This window comes from Bradyrhizobium nitroreducens (assembly GCF_002776695.1).
GTDB lineage: Bacteria > Pseudomonadota > Alphaproteobacteria > Rhizobiales > Xanthobacteraceae > Bradyrhizobium > Bradyrhizobium nitroreducens.
The window spans coordinates 876,337-893,277 of sequence record NZ_LFJC01000003.1 but is presented as its reverse complement, the minus strand read 5'-3'; the positions used below and the strand labels follow the sequence as shown (position 1 = coordinate 893,277).

Here is a 16,941-nt window from a genome sequence, read left to right as displayed (position 1 = left end):
CCCGGAATCCAGAGGTTATCAGCTCGAGATTCCGGGTTCGCACTGCGTGCGCCCCGGAATGACGCAGCACCAGAAAGCACCATCATGTCCAAAAGCCTGATCGACCTCATTTCGATCCTCGACCTCGAGCAGCTCGAGGTGAACCTGTTCCGCGGCAACAGCCCGAAGACGAGCTGGCAGCGGGTCTTTGGCGGTCAGGTGATCGGGCAGGCGATGGTCGCGGCCTGCCGTACCGTCGAGGGCCGCCTGCCGCATTCGCTGCATTGCTACTTCATCCTTCCGGGCGATCCGCAGATCCCGATCATCTACCAGGTCGAGCGCCTGCGCGACGGCAAGAGCTATTCGACCCGCCGCGTCACCGCCATCCAGCACGGCAACGCGATCTTCTCGATCATGGTCTCCTTCCATGCCGAGGAAGAGAGTGCTTTCGATCACCAGGACAAGATGCCCGACGTGCCCCCGCCCGAGAAGCTCACGGCGGAGGAGGTGGCGAAGCAGCCGATGTTCAAGGAGATGCCGGAATTCATCCGCCGCTACTATGAATCGGACCGGCCGATCGAGCTGCGTCCCGTCGAGCTCGGCCGCTATTTCGGCCAGAAGATCGACGACGGCCGCATTCATGTCTGGATCAAGACCGCGGCCACGCTGCCGGATGATCCCGCGCTGCACATGTGCGCGCTCGCCTATGCATCGGACTTCTCGCTGCTCGATGCGATCATGGCGCGCTACGGCCGCACGCTGTTCGACAAGCGCATGATGCCCGCAAGCCTCGATCACGCGATGTGGTTTCACCGCCCGTTCCGCGCCGACGAATGGCTGCTCTACGCCCAGGATTCCCCGAGCGCACGCGGCGGCCGCGGCTTGACTCGTGGCTCGATCTTCAAGCCCGACGGTACGCTGGTCGCCTCTGTGACGCAGGAAGGCTCCGTGCGCGAACGGCGGTCCTAGACTGGCGCGGTTCTGCGCTCGACGAGTGCGAACTGCGCCATGGTCCACGTGAAATACCAGCGCAGCAGCCACGGAATCGGAATGATCAGAAGGCAGCCGAAACCGAATGCGAGAGTTCGCCACAGCAGCTGAAGGCCGGTGCCGACGAAGATCATCTCGCGCCGCGTTCCCGCGATGTTGCGACAGATCCAGCGCATCCATGCGGCCATGACCCAGGCCCAGCCGATGATCGTGAACATGGCGAGAAACATCAGAAGCTGCCAGCCGATGAAGACCCAGGGGCTGCCGTTGAACGTCATCTGAATCGGCTGGCCGTTCGAGCTGAGATTGGCGACGACCCAGCGCATCACCATCCAGGACAGGAAGGCCTGGAGCGGGATCGCCGCAAGCTGAAACAGGTCGTGGACGAGGCCCGCATAGCCCACCAGCGCCAGCGCGATGAAGACGTACCAGACATCGCCGACCTCTCCGGTGAAGCCGATGTTCGGTCGTTGCGGAACGTGGATGCGCGGGAAGAGCCAGCGGTAGTAAGCGGTGGCGGTCCAGGGAGCCGGCACCACGACGGCGCTGCCGATCACCAGCAGGATGCACCATCCCAGGAACGACCACAGCGGCAGATCTACCGAGAGCCGGCCTCGCCCCTCGCCGCTCGAAGCTGCCGCCGTCGATCCGCCGGGCACCAGACCGGGGACCGCGCCGGCCTTTTGCCAGCCCGCCATCCCCTCGGTCCAGACCAGCGTGTCTGACCGCACGATGCCCCGTGCGATCAGATCGCGAAACTGGGCCTCCGGGAACGGCCCCTTCTGCTGGCCCTCGGATGCGTGAAACCAGAGTCGATGCGACATCTACGTCTGCTCGCTACCGAAGGCCCGCGGCCGTCACATCGCCGCCTGCGACCCGCGTGGCGCAAGCACGGTCTGCGAGGCGAACCAGTTCATGATCCAGCGGTACACCCACGGAATCGGGATGATCAGGGTGCACAGGATCGCTGCGACGATGCCGCGCCAGAGGATGTCGAGACCCGAGCCCTTGAACACGATCTCGCGCCGCGTGCCTTCGATGCTGCGGCAGAACCAGCGCATCTGGGCTGCGGCGACCCAGGCCCAGCCGATGATGGTGATGATGGAAATCGCGAACAGCAGATTCCAGCCGATATAGGCCCAGACCGAACCGGTGAAGCTGAAGCCGAGCGGCTGCCCGTTGGAAGCAAGGTTTGCGATCATCCATTTGATCAGCAGCCAGTAGAGCACGAGCTGGACGATGAACAGCAGATTGCTCAGCAACTGGCTGCCGATGAAGCCGATCGCGATCGCCAGAACGATGAAGCCGAAGAACCAGGGCACCAACGTCATCGCGCTGCCGGTGAAGCTGAGATTGGGCCGCCCGGGAACCCTGACGCAGGGCACGATCCATTGCATGTACCAGACGAACAGCCACGGCACCGGGATGACAAAGCACGAGCCGATCACGAGCACGAGCGTGCGCCAGGTGAAGTCGAGAATGCCGAAATCGACCGACAGCGATCCTCCGCCGGCGCTACCGCCCGCATGACCACCACCGCCCATCATCGGCGGTCCGCCCGCCGGGATCATCGGCGGCGCGCCGCCGCCCCCGACCAGGCCGGGGATTTCGGCGGCCTTCTGCCAGCCGGCCATGCCCTCGGTCCACACCAGCGTATCCGGGCGCACGACGCCCTGGGCGACGAGATCGCGGAACTGCCCTTCCGGAAAGGGCCCCTGCTGCTTGCCCTCGGATGCGTAGAACCAACTCGCCATGAAACGTCCCCCTCAAACATACTTATGTACCAGCCGGGACGCTTGGGTTCACCGCATCCATGCCGAAAATGCATTGTGAAGGATGAACGGTTGCCCTGTACAGAGGCGGCCGTTCACATGACCGCCCTTGGCCAAACGTTTTTCCGCTTCAATCTGCAACTTTTTTGTGCCATTTGCCCGGAAAGATGCCAGATTGACGCAGCGCCGTGGACATACGGCGCGGCGCATCCCGGGGAATAGGCCTGACCATGAAGCTCGTCGTCGCGATCATCAAACCCTTCAAGCTCGATGAGGTCCGCCAGGCCCTGACGTCGATCGGCGTCCACGGCATGACCGTGACCGAAGTAAAGGGCTACGGCCGCCAGAAGGGCCACACCGAGATCTATCGCGGCGCCGAATATGTCGTGAATTTCCTGCCGAAGCTGCGCATCGAGATCGCGGTCGCCTCTGACGTCGCCGACAAGGCAGTCAGCGTGATCACCGCGACCGCGCGCACGGGGCAGATCGGCGACGGCAAGATCTTCGTCACGCCGATCGACCATGCACTGCGCATCCGCACCGGCGAGACCGACAGCGACGCGCTCTAAATCTTAGTTTCGACGCGTTTTCTTCGCGCGAAAACGCTTCGCTCTTCTTCGATCGCACCGGGCAACGACGCCGGATCGTGCGACGCCAATTGATGCCGGGGGGAACGATATGGCGGGAATGTTGCGGCGCGCGGCTTCGATGGCTGCGCCGATCGGATTTGCGCTGGTTATGGCCACGCCTGCATATGCGGCGGAATCCGAGATCAACACGGCCGACACGGCCTGGATGATCGTCGCCACCGCGCTGGTGCTGATGATGACGATCCCGGGGCTTGCGCTGTTCTATTCCGGCATGGTGCGCAAGAAGAACGTGCTCGCCACCATGGCGCAGAGCCTTGCCGCCGTGACCATGATCTCCATCCTCTGGGTCGCGTTCGGCTATTCGCTGTGCTTCGTCGGCGACGGTCCGTGGATCGGCACGCTCGACCGCTGGTTTCTCGCCGGCATGACCATGGACAGCGTCAATCCGGCCGCGAAGACCATCCCGGAAGCACTGTTCATGCTGTACCAGATGACGTTTGCCATCATCACGGTGGCGCTGGTTGCGGGTTCTGTTGCCGATCGGATGCGGTTCTCCGCCTATCTCCTGTTCTCCGTCGCCTGGTTCATCTTCGTCTACATTCCGCTGGCGCATTGGGTGTGGGGCGGCGGCTTCCTCAACAGCATGGGCGTGCTGGATTTCGCGGGCGGTCTCGTTGTGCATCTGTCGGCCGGTACCGGCGGCCTCGTTGCGGCGAAGGTGATGGGGCGCCGCCACGGCTACGGCACAGAAAATCTCTCGCCGTTCGACCTGTCGCTCGCGGTGATGGGCACCGGCCTGTTGTGGGTCGGCTGGTTCGGCTTCAACGGCGGCTCGGCGGGCGCAGCCAATTCACGTGCCGTGATGGCGATCATCGCCACCCACCTCGCTGCCTGCTCGGGCGCGCTGACCTGGGGCGCGATCGAATGGTCGACGCGGCGCAAGCCCTCCGTGCTCGGCATGATCTCCGGCGCGGTGGCCGGTCTCGGCACCATCACGCCGGCCTCCGGCTTCGTGGCGCCCTGGCACGGCATCGTCATCGGAATCCTCGCCGGTGCTGTCTGCTACTGGGCCTGCACCTGGCTGAAGCACCGCTTCAACTATGACGATTCGCTCGACGTGTTCGGCGTCCACGGCATCGGCGGCCTGACCGGGACCCTGCTCGCCGGCGTGTTCGCAACCAGCGCGATCGGCGGCACCGCCGGCCTGATCGAGGGCCACCCGCAGCAGCTGCTGATCCAGTTCTATGGCGTCGCCGTCACCTTCGTCTGGTCGGCGGGCGTGAGCTTCATCCTGCTCAAGCTGGTCGGCCTGTTCGTGCCCTTGCGCGTATCCCGTGAGCATGAGCTCGAAGGTCTCGATATTTCGCAGCACGGCGAAGCCCTGCAGTAAGAGCTTGCGCAACACATAAGCGTATGCTTATGTGTTGCCATGACCGAAGCCGACATCTTCAAGGCGCTGGCCGATCCGACGCGCCGCAGGGTCTTTGAGAAGCTCGCCGGCGGAAGCCTGAATGCCAGCGCTCTGCGCGATGGTCTGGAGATCAGCCAACCCGCGATGTCGCAGCATCTCGCTGTGCTGCGCGATGCAGGCCTCGTGCGCGAGCAGCGGCAGGGCCGCTTTGTGAATTACGAAGTCGACCCGAACGGAATCGTCGCCATCGGGGCATGGCTTGCGCGCTACCGCGCCTACTGGCCGAAGCGCATGGAAGCACTCGCCGACCTCCTCAAGGACATGGATCAATAAGGATCTGGATCAATGAGCGACCTCGTGAAGCCTGATCATCCCGATCAAAGCCTGGTGCTGGAATTTGAGTTCGACGCACCGCCGGCAAAAGTCTGGCGCGCCGTCACCATTCCGGCTTTGCGCGAGCGCTGGCTGCCGGATTGCGACCTTGCCCGTGCCGAGCCGGAATCATCGATTCCCGGCGAGGAGGTGCGCTACCGGCTTCGCGATTCCGAACCGCCGTTCCGCGAGAGCCGCGTCACCCTCCGGATCGAGCGGCATGAAGACGGCCGCACCCGCTTACGCATCATCCAGCAGCCCTGCGACATCACGACAGAGCTGCCGCGGCCGGCCAATACCAATTGCTGCCTGATGCGCGCGGCGGCCTAGCACAAGAGACTTCATCACCTGCAGACATGGAGGTCGCCGATGCGCGACATGCTTCAGCTCGTCCCTATGGTCGTCGAACAATCAGCGCGTGGCGAACGATCCTTCGACATCTACTCGCGGCTGCTGCGCGAACGCATCATCTTCCTCAACGGCGAGGTCAATGACGCGATGTCCGGGCTGGTCTGCGCGCAGCTGCTGTTCCTGGAGGCGGAGAATCCGAACAGGCCGATCAATCTCTACATCAACTCCTATGGCGGCGTGGTGACCAGTGGCCTTGCGATGTACGACACCATGCAGTTCATCAAGGCGCCGGTGCATACGCTGTGCATGGGCACCGCGCGCTCGATGGGCTCGTTTCTGCTGATGGCCGGCGAGCCCGGTCACCGTGCCGCGCTGCCCAATGCGAGCCTTCACGTCCATCAGCCGCTCGGCGGCTTTCAGGGCCAGGCGTCCGACATCCTGATCCACGCCAACGAAATGCAGCAGACCAAGCGGCGCATCATCCGCCTCTATGCGCAACATTGCGGGCGTTCCGAACAAGAGGTGGAACGGACCCTCGACCGCGACCACTTCATGACGGCGCAGCAGGGGGTCGAGTGGGGCCTGGTCGACAGGGTCTTTGCGGAGCGGGAGGCCGCCTGACGTTCCGACGGCGGTTCCGACCGGATGCTCCACCAGAAGCTTGTCCCGCCGACAGGGCAGCACTTGCGCGCATCCAGTGGGCACAAGGGTCGGCAGCTTGATATTTCGCGGCACGGCCAAGTCGTTCCGGAACCCTATACTGTATTTAGATACCGTATCGCTGCCCGACACATGAGCAACATTGTGTCGGCAGCCTGTCGTGCTCGTGTTTTGAGCAGACATGATCACGTTTTGGGCGCGACGGAATAGCGCACTGCACCGCAATACCCGTCGAACGCGAAAACCCCCGTTTTCATAGTCCGTTAGGCAACACGCCCGATCTGGCACGGCATTTGATTCTAAGGGTCCCGGCTGTGCCCGCGTAGTGAACTTCTCCCTCGTGGCGAACCAGTCGAGAACGCCCGGCCACGTCCGGACCGGGCCCAAGCGGGGATAGGACCCATGAAAATTGTTATGGCGATTATCAAGCCATTCAAGCTGGAAGAAGTCCGTGACGCCCTGACCGCCATCGGCGTTCACGGTCTCACGGTGACGGAAGTCAAGGGATATGGCCGCCAGAAGGGCCATACGGAAATCTATCGCGGCGCCGAATATGCCGTGAGCTTCCTGCCCAAGATCAAGATCGAGGTCGCTGTCGCCTCCGACCAGGTCGACAAGACCATCGACGCCATCACGTCCGCTGCGAAAACCGGGCAGATCGGCGACGGCAAGATCTTCGTCATCAACCTCGACCACGCGGTGCGCATCCGCACCGGCGAGGCCGATGCCGCGGCCCTTTGATTTCGCGCTCAACCTTATCCAATCAGGAGTGAATAATATGACGTTCAAGCGTCCCTATGGCGCGGGATTGGCGGCTCTCGCAGTCGGCCTGTTCGCTGCGACCGCAGCCTACGCCGAGCCAACGGTCAACAAGGGAGACAACGCCTGGATGCTGACATCGACAGTGCTCGTGCTGTTGATGACCATCCCCGGCCTCGCGCTGTTCTACGGCGGTCTCGTCCGCTCCAAGAACATGCTCTCGGTCCTGATGCAGGTGTTCTACACCGTCTGCGTCGTCACCGTGATCTGGGCCGTCTACGGTTACAGCCTCGCTTTCACCGGCGGCTCCGACTTCATCGGCGGCTTCTCCAAGGCCTTCATGATGGGCGTCACCACCGACTCGAAGGCCGCGACCTTCTCGGTCGATGCCAACATCTCGGAGCTCATCTACATGTGCTTCCAGATGACCTTCGCGGCGATCACGCCCGCGCTCATCGTCGGCGCCTTCGCCGAGCGCATGAAGTTCTCGGCGATCGCCCTCTTCATCCCGCTCTGGGTCACGCTGATCTACTTCCCGATCGCGCACATGGTCTGGTACTGGCCGGGCCCGGACATGATCCAGGATGCGGCCAAGGCTCTGGCTGCGGCGGGTGATGCGGCGGCGAAGACCGCGGCGCAGGCCAAGCTCGACGAGATCAACGCCGACGCCGGCTGGATCTTCAAGAAGGGCGCGATCGACTTCGCTGGCGGCACCGTGGTGCACATCAACGCCGGCATCGCAGGCCTCGTCGGCGCTCTCCTGATCGGCAAGCGCGTCGGCTACGGCAAGGAGCTGATGGCTCCGCACTCGCTGACGATGTCGATGATCGGCGCCTCGCTGCTCTGGGTCGGCTGGTTCGGCTTCAATGCCGGCTCCAACCTCGAAGCCAATGGCGGCGCTGCGCTTGCCATGACCAACTCCTTCGTCGCCACCGCAGCCGCCGCGCTGTCGTGGATGTTCGCGGAGTGGATCATCAAGGGTCATCCGTCGGTGCTCGGCGTCATCTCCGGCGCTGTCGCGGGCCTCGTGGCCGTCACCCCTGCCGCCGGCTTCTCCGGCGTGATGGGCGCGATCGTCCTCGGCCTCATCGTCGGCGTGGTCTGCCTGTTCTTCTGCACCGTCGTGAAGAACGCGCTCGGCTATGATGACAGCCTCGACGTGTTCGGCGTGCACTGCATCGGCGGCATCGTCGGCGCTCTCGGCACCGGCATTCTCGTCAACCCCGCCCTCGGCGGCGCCGGCATCATCGACTACACCGCGATCCCGCCGAAGGTTGCCGACTACGACTTCGCAGCGCAGATGATGTCCCAGATCTGGGGCGTCGGCACCACGCTGGTGTGGTCGGGCGTCGGTTCGGCGATCCTCTACAAGGTCGTCGACGTGATCGTCGGTCTGCGCACCAATGTCGAGAGCGAGCGTGAAGGCCTCGACATCACCGAGCACACCGAGCGCGCCTACAACATGTAACTCCTCCCGGGCGCGGTCTCCCCGGAGATCGCGCCCAGAACTACGGTTCGGGCACATACCCGGCAATGCCCTGACCGTTGAGGGGCTCCAGCGCAAGCTGGAGCCCCTTTCTTTTTGCCGGATGCGGGAGAAGAAAAAGATTGCCATTCCGGGCCCGCAGCGCAGAAATATCGACCACAACGAATAACAATCGGGAGGACGTCATGCATTTGGAAGGTGGATGCTATTGCGGCGCGGTGCGCTACAAGGCCGAAGGCGATCCGATGATGCAGGCCCAGTGTCATTGCCGCGAATGCCAGTACATCTCAGGGGGCGCGCCCAACACCTTCATCGCGATGCCGGTCGCCGGCTTCAGCTACACCAAGGGGCAGCCCAAGCAATTCACCCGCAAGGACCTCGAACGCGCCGTCACGCGCGAATTCTGCGCCGAATGCGGCACCCATCTGGTGACCAAGGTTCCGGGCCTGCCCGCCGCGATCCTCAAGGTCGGCACGCTGGACGAGCCGGAACAGTTCCATCCGCAGATGGCGATCTACACCTGCGACAAGCAGGAGTTTCACGCGATCCCCGCGGGCATGGCGACATTCGAGAAGCTGCCGGGGCACTGAAGCACCTGATTCTGCGAAGCTCGTCATGCCCGGGCTTGTCCCGGGCATCCACGTTCTTGAGTGCCGCCCGGAAGGCGTGGATGGCCGGGTCAAGCCCGGCCATGACGCAGCTCCCGAACAGCCTCCCATCCCGTTGTTATCCGGCCCCATTATTCCTGCTCTGGACGGCGGCGGCGGCCGATGGTTAATCGCGTCTTAACCTCGCCCTATCTATGGTGAACTGAACCGCTTTCCTGCCGGCGCCGTGCTGCGACCGGCCGTTCCAAGAGTACTGGCGCCCAGAATGGCTCTGTCCGCTTCAACCCGTGCGCCGCAGGGCGGTGGTAGCTCCGATTCCGCACGCTCGCCCTTCGTCCGGCTGAACGAGCTGCTGGCGCCGCATCAGCCAGGCAAGCCCTTGATTTCGCTTGCGGTCGGCGAACCGCAGCATCCCGTGCCGGATTTCGTCGGCCCGGTGCTGGCCAAGCACATCGCCGATTTCGGCCGCTACCCGATGAACCAGGGCACCGAGCCGTTCCGGAACGCTGCTGGCGCCTGGCTGTCGTCGCGCTTCAAGCTGCCGCGGCCGCTCGACCCCAAGTCCGAGATTCTCGTCCTCAATGGCAGCCGCGAGGGCCTGTTCCTCGCCGCGATCGCTGCCGCGCGCTATGTCGGCCCGCGGCCCGGCAAGCCCGCGATCCTGATGCCGAACCCGTTCTATCCGGTCTATGGCGCCGGCGCCTTAGCTGCAGCCTGCGAGCCGGTCTATCTGCCGACCACCGTGGAAAACGGCTTCCTGCCCGATCTCGACGCCATCGACGAGGCGACTTTGGCGCGCACCGTGGCGTTCTATCTGGCCTCGCCTGCCAATCCGCAGGGATCGGTGGCCTCGCGCGATTACTTCACGCGCCTGAAGAGCCTCGCTGATCGCCACGGCTTCATGATCCTCAGCGACGAGTGCTATTCGGAGATCTACACCCGCGAAGCGCCGGGCAGTGCGCTCGAATGCGCGGGTGCGGATTTCACCCGCGTGGCTGCGTTCCAGTCATTGTCGAAGCGCTCGAACCTGCCGGGCCTGCGCGTCGGCTTCGCTGCCGGCGACAAGACATTCATCGGCATGTTTCTCGAGCTGCGCAACATAGCTGCGCCCCAGGTGCCGGTGCCGCTCCAGCACGTCGCGACCTTTGCCTATGGCGACGAGGCGCATGTCGAGGAGAACCGCAGGCTGTACCGGATCAAGTTCGATCTTGCCGACCAGATCATCGGCAACCGCTACGGCTATCGCCGGCCCGATGCCGGCTTCTGCGTCTGGCTCAACACATCCGAGATCGGCGACGACGTCTCCGTGACGCTCAAGCTTTTCAAGGAAGCAGGCGTGCGCGTGGTGCCCGGCAGCTTCTTGGCGCGGCAGCAGCCTGACGGATTCAATCCCGGCGCGGGCTACATTCGCCTCGCGCTGGTGCAGGATGGCGAGACCACGGCGCAGGCGCTGCATCGTCTGGTCGAGACTCTGGGTTAGGCGGGGCCCGTGAGCATGTCGGCAATCGAACGTGTCATTCCACTGGTCGGCCATCTGCCGCCGTCGATCCGCGAGGGTCTGGCGCGACGCATGCGCGAGCTCAGCGGCCTCGGCCTGATCGCGCTGGCAGGCGTCGCCTCGACCGCGCTGATGACCTGGTCGGTGCAGGATCCCAGCCTCAGCCATGCGACCTCGCGGCCGATCCGCAACATCCTCGGTTATGCCGGCGCGATCGGCGCCGATCTTGCGATGCAGATCCTCGGACTCGGCGCGATCATGCTGGTCCTGACCGTCGCGGTCTGGGGCTGGCGCATGATGACGCATCGCGCGTTCGATCGCGAAGCCCTGCGGCTCGGCTCCTGGATTCTCTGCACGGTGATCGCGGCGGGCTTCGTCAGTTGCTGGCCGCATGGCGGTGCATGGCCGCTGCCGACCGGCCTCGGCGGCGTGGTCGGCGATGCCCTGGTGCGCGCGCCCGCGGTGATTTTCGGGCCGCCCGGCACGATCTATCGCATCGTGCTGGGCACGATCCTGTTCGCCGCGATGACGGCGACCTTCCTGATCGCCTGCGGCCTCGGCGCGCGCGAGCATGACGAACTCCCCGATATCGAGGAGGACGACAAGCCGCTCGAGGAGGACGAGGACAGCGATCGCGGCTCGGTGTCGCTGGGCTGGCTGTTCCATGCGCTGATGAGCACAAAGGCGCGGCTGATCTGGCTCTGTGGCGCCGCCTACCGCTCGCTGGTCTCGAGCGGACCGAAGACCAAGGCCGCCAGCTTCAGCCGCCAGGAGCCGAATCTCGGCGGCGGCCGCGCCGCGCCGTCGATCTCGCCGCGGTCCGACGAGGAGGATTACGAGGATCAGCACGAGGAAGCGGAGGAAGAAGAGGAGGAAGAGGAAGAGCCGGCCGCGCGCGCCCCACGCAAGAAGGCTGCCCCGAAAGCTCCTGCCAAGAAATCCTCCGACAAGTTCGATCTGCCGTCCGTCTCCATGCTGGCGGCGCCGAAGGCGGGCGACCGGCAGCCGCTCAGCAAGGCCGAGCTCGAAACCAATTCGCGCTCGCTCGAAGGCGTGCTCCAGGATTTCGGCGTGCGCGGCGAAATCGTCAAAGCCAATCCGGGCCCTGTCGTCACGCTGTACGAGCTCGAACCTGCGCCCGGCATCAAATCGTCGCGCGTGATCGGACTTTCCGACGACATCGCCCGCTCGATGAGTGCGCTGTCGGCGCGCGTCGCCGTCGTGCCCGGCCGCAACGCCATCGGCATCGAATTGCCGAACGCGCATCGCGAGAAGGTTTACCTGCGCGAGCTGCTGGTGGCGAAGGAGGCGACCGACACGGTGGCGAAGCTGCCGCTCTGTCTCGGCAAGACCATCGGCGGCGACCCCGTCATCATCGACCTCGCCCGCACGCCGCACATGCTGATCGCCGGCACCACCGGCTCCGGCAAATCGGTCGCCATCAACACCATGATCCTCAGCCTGGTCTACCGGCTGCGCCCAGACCAGTGCCGGCTGATCATGGTCGATCCGAAGATGCTCGAACTGTCCGTCTATGACGGCATCCCCCATCTGCTGACGCCCGTCGTGACCGACCCGAAGAAGGCGGTGGTCGCGCTGAAATGGGCGGTGCGCGAGATGGAAGAGCGCTACAAGAACATGGCCAAGCTCGGTGTCCGCAACATCGACGGCTACAACACGCGCCTGCTCGAATTGAAGGCCAAGGGCGAGGAGCCGACGCGCACGGTGCACACCGGCTTCGACAAGGAGACCGGCAAGGCGATCTACGAGGAAGAGAAGCTCTCGCTCGATCCGCTGCCCTACATCGTCATCATCGTCGACGAGATGGCCGACCTGATGATGGTCGCCGGCAAGGACATCGAAGGCGCGGTGCAGCGCCTGGCGCAAATGGCGCGCGCCGCCGGCCTGCACGTGATCCTGGCGACGCAGCGTCCGTCGGTCGACGTCATCACCGGTACCATCAAGGCGAACTTCCCGACCCGCATCGCTTTCCAGGTGACGTCCAAGATCGACAGCCGCACCATTCTCGGCGAAATGGGCGCCGAGCAGCTGCTGGGCCAGGGCGACATGCTCTACATGGCGGGCGGCGGCCGCATCAGCCGCGTGCACGGACCCTTTGCCTCCGACGAGGAAGTCGAGAAGGTGGTGCGCCACCTCAAGACGCAGGGCCAGCCGGAATATCTCGAGGCGGTCACGGCCGAAGAGCCCTCCGAAGACGAGGACGGCGGTGCCGTGTTCGACGCCAGCGGCATGGGCGCGGACGGCGGCGGGGATCTGTTCACGCAGGCGGTTGCGATCGTCAAACGCGACCGCAAGGCCTCGACCAGCTACATCCAGCGCCGCCTGCAGATCGGCTACAACCGCGCCGCATCGCTGATGGAGCGGATGGAACTGGAAGGCATCGTCGGACCCGCCAACCACGCCGGCAAGCGCGAGATTCTGGTCGAGGAAGAAGACAGCCATATGTGAGGCGAGGAGCCTCGACACATCATTTCACGCAAAATCGATATCTGCTTTTGCCCGAAATCACGCTAAAAGGCGCCTAGCCATACAGGACGACGCGTTGATCAGACATCTGGACATTCGATTCGCTGCTACCATCGCTGCGCGAGGCGCGCGCGTGGCCGGCGTGCTGCTCGTCACCGCCGCGATGGTGACCGCTTCGTCCCTCGCCCAGACCGTTCCCGTGCCGAAGCCCGCGCCGAAGGGCCGCGATGGTGCTCAATCCGGAGGCGGTGGGCCCGCCGTCACCGGCGCGACGCAACCGCCGCCGAACCCGGTGATCCCGGATCCGCGCCGCAACGTGCCGAGCAGCATCTTCCAGACCTTCGACGCCAACCAGAAGGCACAGGCCGCCAAGGTCAGCGCCTATCTGTCATCGCTGTCGACGCTGGTCGGGAATTTCGTCCAGGTCGGCCCCGACGGCAGCAAGACGCAGGGCGATTTCTACATCCAGAAGCCGGGCAAGGTCCGCTTCGAATATGACGCGCCGAGCCCGATCGACATCGTCGCCGATGGTTCGTCCCTGGTGGTGCGTGACCGCAAGCTCGCGACACAGGACGTCTATCCACTGTCGCAGACGCCGCTGCGCTTCCTGTTGTCCGACCGCATCGACCTGATGAAGGACACCAATGTCGTCGGCGTCTCGGCCGACGACGTCTTCGTCAGCGTCACCATCGAGGAGAAGCAGGCCCTGGTCGGCACCAGCCGCCTTCTGCTGATGTTCGGCGCCAAGGACGGCCAGCTCAAGCAATGGACCGTCACCGATCCGCAGGGCTACGACACCACGATCGCGGTCTACAACCTGGATTCGAGCAAGAAGCTCGATCCCAGCATGTTCAAGATCGATTTCACCAATTACGGCCCGGCGCCGGGCTGAGCTCTCGTGTCCCGGACGCGCTGCAACGTTCTTGGCGTTGCTGCGCAGAGCCGGGACCCAGTGCGCGGCTCAAATGAGCCCCTCATCAGCAGCGCATCACTTCGAGCCGCGCAGCGTCCGGGGCACGAGAGTGTGCCCCCCGCTCGCCTCGCCAAGCTCGAAAAGACGTGGGCACGCTTCGCTTTGCCCACCTACGAGAGCTCGCTGTGGACAAGCATTTTCCCCGCACCAATCCGTGCTAAGACGCATTTCCCATGCGTTTTTCCCTGACAACCTGGAACATCAATTCGGTGCGGCTGCGCATCGACCTGGTCGCGAAATTCCTCAAGAGCGCACGGCCGGACGTGCTGTGCCTCCAGGAGACCAAGTGCATCGACGATGCCTTTCCGCTGAAGCGCTTCAAGCGGCTCGGCTATGAGCACGTCGCGCTGAACGGGCAGAAAGGCTATCACGGCGTTGCCATCGTCTCGAAGATTCCGTTCGAGTCGACCGACATCCGCACCTTCTGCGACAAGGTGGATTCGCGGCACATTTCCGTGTCGTTCGGCGCGAAGGCCAACATCGCGAAGCCGCTGGTGCTGCATAATTTCTACGTGCCCGCCGGCGGCGACATTCCAGATCCCGCGCTGAACGAGAAGTTCGACCACAAGCTTCGCTTCCTCGACGAGATGAAAGCGTGCGAGCCGCTGCATCCGCGCGGCGAGGATCGTCACATCCTGGTCGGCGATCTCAACGTCGCCCCGCACGAGAACGACGTGTGGTCGCACAAGCAGCTTCTGAAGGTTGTCTCGCATACGCCTGTCGAGACGGAGAAGCTTAAGGCGGCGCTCGAAGCCGGCGAATGGGTCGACGTCGCACGCGACCGCATTCCGATGTCGGAGAAGGTCTATACGTGGTGGAGCTACCGCTCCGCCGACTGGACCGTCGGCGACCGCGGCCGCCGACTCGACCACATCTGGGTCTCGCGCGCGCTGAAGGATGCGGTCAGCGATTTCAAGATTTTGCGCGACGCGCGGAGCTGGGAGCGTCCATCGGACCATGTGCCTGTGACGGTGACGCTGGAGGTCTAGACCTCCGTCGTCATTCCGGGTTCGCGCTGCGCGCGCCCGGAATGACGAGAGAGCTAAGACGTCAGCTTGGCGCCCGCCATCAGGATGTCGCTGGCGATCTGACTCGAGCGCACCGCGAATTCGTCACGCAGACGCACCGCCGCCGCCGGATCGCTTTCGAGCACGCGCTGGAACAGGCTGCGGGCGACGCGGATGACGGAGGAGTGCTCCAGCGCGATCGCGCTCGACGGCCGCTTCATCGGCACCACCAGCGCAAGCTCGCCGATCAACGCGCCGGGACCGGCGATCATTTCGGCGCCTGCGCCGTCCTCGACCCGGAAGGCGCCGCGCTGGACCACGAAGCCGGCATCGGCGGCGTCGCCGAGGTTGAACAGGGTATCGCCGCGAACGAAGTCGCGCTGCTCGGAGCCGATCGCCAGCATGCGCAACGAGGCGTCGCCCAACAGGCGCAGTGTCGGGACTCGCTCGAGAAGCGCTACGTCGTCGTCGATTGACATTCAGATCCGAGGCTCAAGGGCATGCGATCTAAAACGATTCGCACGCCCCTCAAGCGTATCACGGCACCAGCTTGTAGCCACCGGCTTCGGTGACCAGGATTTCCGGGTTGGCGGCATCCTTCTCGATCTTCTGGCGCAGACGGTAGATGTGGGTTTCCAGCGTGTGGGTGGTGACACCGGAATTATAGCCCCAGACCTCCTGAAGCAGGGTCTCGCGCGACACCGGCATCTGGCCGGCGCGGTAGAGGAAGCGGAGGATGGCAGTTTCCTTCTCCGTGAGCCGCACCTTGCGCGCATTGGCGGCGGTGAGCATCTTGGAGCCGGGCCGGAAGGAGTAGGGGCCGACCGAGAACACCGCGTCCTCGCTGGCCTCGTGCTGGCGGAGCTGGGCGCGGATGCGGGCCAGCAGGACCGCGAAGCGGAAGGGCTTCGCCACATAGTCGTTGGCGCCGGATTCCAGCCCCAAAATCGTGTCGGAATCGGTGTCGTGCCCGGTCAGCATGATGATCGGGGCCTTGAAACCGCCCTTGCGCAGGGAGCGGACTACCTCGCGGCCGTCGGTGTCGGGCAGGCCGACATCCATCAGAACAAGGTCGGGGGCATTGGCCTTGGCGGCGCTCGCGCCCTTGGCGCCGGTATCGACGGCGGAGGCTTCGAATTCTTCGTGCAGCGATAATTGCTCCACCAACGTGTCACGCAGATCGGTATCGTCATCCACGATCAGGATCTTGCGGGCATTGGCCATAGGGGGTCATCCTTTTGGGGTCCGACTCGGCGCGCATCCATGCTGCACCCAGCCGTGAGGGAAGTTTAGGGGTCGCTGTTGTTATTGTTGTTCGTGTTGAAGTAGTGGGCTGTTACCGATTCACAAGCCGGAAGCACTCTAACCCAGAATAGCAGGGCGTTTTGATGAATGTCCTGTAATGAATTCGACATTACACGTTCACATGAAAAATAAAGCAGCTTCAGCTAGTTACACCACAAATCAAGGTGCCGGACCGCTGTCCGCGATCCGCGTTAAGCCTGCGGCCGGAAATCCGCGCCGGGGCTGGCTGTTGGCCGGAGCTCTGACCATCCCGGTCGCACTGGGGAGGGGCGGCATCCTCGCCAACAAGCGCGAGGGTGACGGCGGCACCCCGAGGGGCAGCTTCCATCCCAGGCGCCTGTGGTGGCGGAGCGACCGGCATAGCCGTCCGCAGAGCTTCTTGCCGGCCCGGATCATCACCGGCGAGGACGCCTGGTGCGAGGATCCCAGGGACCGCCATTACAACCAGGGCATCCGGCTTCCCGAGGGGCAGGGCGGTGACCGGCTCAAGCGCGCCGACCATCTCTACGACTTCATCATCGAAATCGACCACAACACCCGGCCGCGCGTCGCCGGCCGCGGCAGCGCGGTGTTCCTGCACCTTGCCCGCGACAATTTCGGCCCGACGGCGGGCTGCGTCTCGATGACCAAGGCGGCGATGCTACAATTGCTGCGACGGCTGGGACCAAGAACAAGAATCATCATCGGGTGAGG

Annotated in this window: 18 protein-coding genes; 14 read left to right on the top strand and 4 right to left on the bottom strand. The window is 64.2% G+C overall.

Features of this window, described 5'->3' with window-relative positions; all coding sequences use genetic code 11:
- Positions 1–84: 84 nt before the first annotated feature.
- Positions 85–948 carry an acyl-CoA thioesterase II gene (gene tesB, locus TSA1_RS04495; RefSeq protein WP_100175295.1) on the top strand — a complete coding sequence of 288 codons (864 nt, stop codon included), beginning with the start codon at positions 85–87 and terminating at the stop codon, positions 946–948.
- Here tesB and TSA1_RS04490 read toward each other — a convergent pair.
- Both TSA1_RS04490 and TSA1_RS04485 read right to left on the bottom strand, forming a co-directional pair.
- Positions 945–1,793: a DUF4339 domain-containing protein gene (locus TSA1_RS04490; protein WP_100175294.1), complete on the bottom strand. Its 849-nt coding sequence runs from the start codon at positions 1,791–1,793 to the stop codon at positions 945–947. The genes tesB and TSA1_RS04490 overlap by 4 nt on opposite strands.
- 33 nt (positions 1,794–1,826) lie before the next feature.
- Positions 1,827–2,723 carry a DUF4339 domain-containing protein gene (locus TSA1_RS04485; RefSeq protein WP_100175293.1) on the bottom strand — a complete coding sequence of 299 codons (897 nt, stop codon included), beginning with the start codon at positions 2,721–2,723 and terminating at the stop codon, positions 1,827–1,829.
- Positions 2,724–2,971: 248 nt separating this feature from the next.
- Between TSA1_RS04485 and TSA1_RS04480 the strand changes: the two genes are divergently transcribed.
- The 12 genes from TSA1_RS04480 (at position 2,972) to xth (ending at position 14,925) form a co-directional block, all read left to right on the top strand.
- Entirely contained in the window at positions 2,972–3,310 is a 339-nt protein-coding gene (locus TSA1_RS04480) for a P-II family nitrogen regulator (RefSeq protein ID WP_100175292.1), read from the top strand.
- A 109-nt stretch (positions 3,311–3,419) separates the two neighbouring features.
- Positions 3,420–4,721, top strand: a complete 1,302-nt coding sequence (locus TSA1_RS04475) for an ammonium transporter (protein ID WP_100175291.1) — start codon at positions 3,420–3,422, stop codon at positions 4,719–4,721.
- Between the two features lie 39 nt (positions 4,722–4,760).
- Positions 4,761–5,075, top strand: a complete 315-nt coding sequence (locus TSA1_RS04470) for an ArsR/SmtB family transcription factor (protein WP_100175290.1) — start codon at positions 4,761–4,763, stop codon at positions 5,073–5,075.
- Positions 5,076–5,087: 12 nt separating this feature from the next.
- Positions 5,088–5,444, top strand: coding sequence for an SRPBCC family protein (locus tag TSA1_RS04465; RefSeq protein WP_100175289.1), 357 nt, complete (start codon positions 5,088–5,090; stop codon positions 5,442–5,444).
- Between the two features lie 39 nt (positions 5,445–5,483).
- The gene (locus TSA1_RS04460) at positions 5,484–6,086 is read left to right on the top strand and encodes an ATP-dependent Clp protease proteolytic subunit (RefSeq protein WP_100175288.1); all 603 of its coding nucleotides are present in this window, start codon (positions 5,484–5,486) and stop codon (positions 6,084–6,086) included.
- A 441-nt stretch (positions 6,087–6,527) separates the two neighbouring features.
- On the top strand, positions 6,528–6,866 hold the full coding sequence (locus tag TSA1_RS04455; RefSeq protein WP_008142813.1) for a P-II family nitrogen regulator: 339 nt from the start codon (positions 6,528–6,530) through the stop codon (positions 6,864–6,866).
- A gap of 37 nt (positions 6,867–6,903) precedes the next feature.
- The gene (locus TSA1_RS04450; protein ID WP_100175287.1) at positions 6,904–8,352 is read left to right on the top strand and encodes an ammonium transporter; all 1,449 of its coding nucleotides are present in this window, start codon (positions 6,904–6,906) and stop codon (positions 8,350–8,352) included.
- A 203-nt stretch (positions 8,353–8,555) separates the two neighbouring features.
- Entirely contained in the window at positions 8,556–8,960 is a 405-nt protein-coding gene (locus tag TSA1_RS04445) for a GFA family protein (RefSeq protein WP_100175286.1), read from the top strand.
- A gap of 283 nt (positions 8,961–9,243) precedes the next feature.
- On the top strand, positions 9,244–10,458 hold the full coding sequence (locus TSA1_RS04440; protein ID WP_174718752.1) for an aminotransferase class I/II-fold pyridoxal phosphate-dependent enzyme: 1,215 nt from the start codon (positions 9,244–9,246) through the stop codon (positions 10,456–10,458).
- Between the two features lie 9 nt (positions 10,459–10,467).
- Positions 10,468–12,945 carry a DNA translocase FtsK gene (locus tag TSA1_RS04435; RefSeq protein WP_100175285.1) on the top strand — a complete coding sequence of 826 codons (2,478 nt, stop codon included), beginning with the start codon at positions 10,468–10,470 and terminating at the stop codon, positions 12,943–12,945.
- Between the two features lie 151 nt (positions 12,946–13,096).
- On the top strand, positions 13,097–13,855 hold the full coding sequence (locus tag TSA1_RS04430; protein ID WP_100175284.1) for an outer membrane lipoprotein carrier protein LolA: 759 nt from the start codon (positions 13,097–13,099) through the stop codon (positions 13,853–13,855).
- Positions 13,856–14,109: 254 nt separating this feature from the next.
- Entirely contained in the window at positions 14,110–14,925 is an 816-nt protein-coding gene (xth, locus tag TSA1_RS04425; protein ID WP_100175283.1) for an exodeoxyribonuclease III, read from the top strand.
- A 53-nt stretch (positions 14,926–14,978) separates the two neighbouring features.
- On the opposite strand, the gene TSA1_RS04420 is transcribed toward xth, so the two are convergent.
- Together TSA1_RS04420 and TSA1_RS04415 are read right to left on the bottom strand one after the other, a co-directional pair.
- Positions 14,979–15,422, bottom strand: a complete 444-nt coding sequence (locus tag TSA1_RS04420; RefSeq protein ID WP_100175282.1) for a cyclic nucleotide-binding domain-containing protein — start codon at positions 15,420–15,422, stop codon at positions 14,979–14,981.
- A gap of 58 nt (positions 15,423–15,480) precedes the next feature.
- Positions 15,481–16,167 carry a response regulator transcription factor gene (locus TSA1_RS04415; protein WP_007598630.1) on the bottom strand — a complete coding sequence of 229 codons (687 nt, stop codon included), beginning with the start codon at positions 16,165–16,167 and terminating at the stop codon, positions 15,481–15,483.
- A 202-nt stretch (positions 16,168–16,369) separates the two neighbouring features.
- Between TSA1_RS04415 and TSA1_RS04410 the strand changes: the two genes are divergently transcribed.
- The gene (locus TSA1_RS04410; protein WP_174719273.1) at positions 16,370–16,939 is read left to right on the top strand and encodes a L,D-transpeptidase family protein; all 570 of its coding nucleotides are present in this window, start codon (positions 16,370–16,372) and stop codon (positions 16,937–16,939) included.
- Positions 16,940–16,941: the final 2 nt, after the last annotated feature.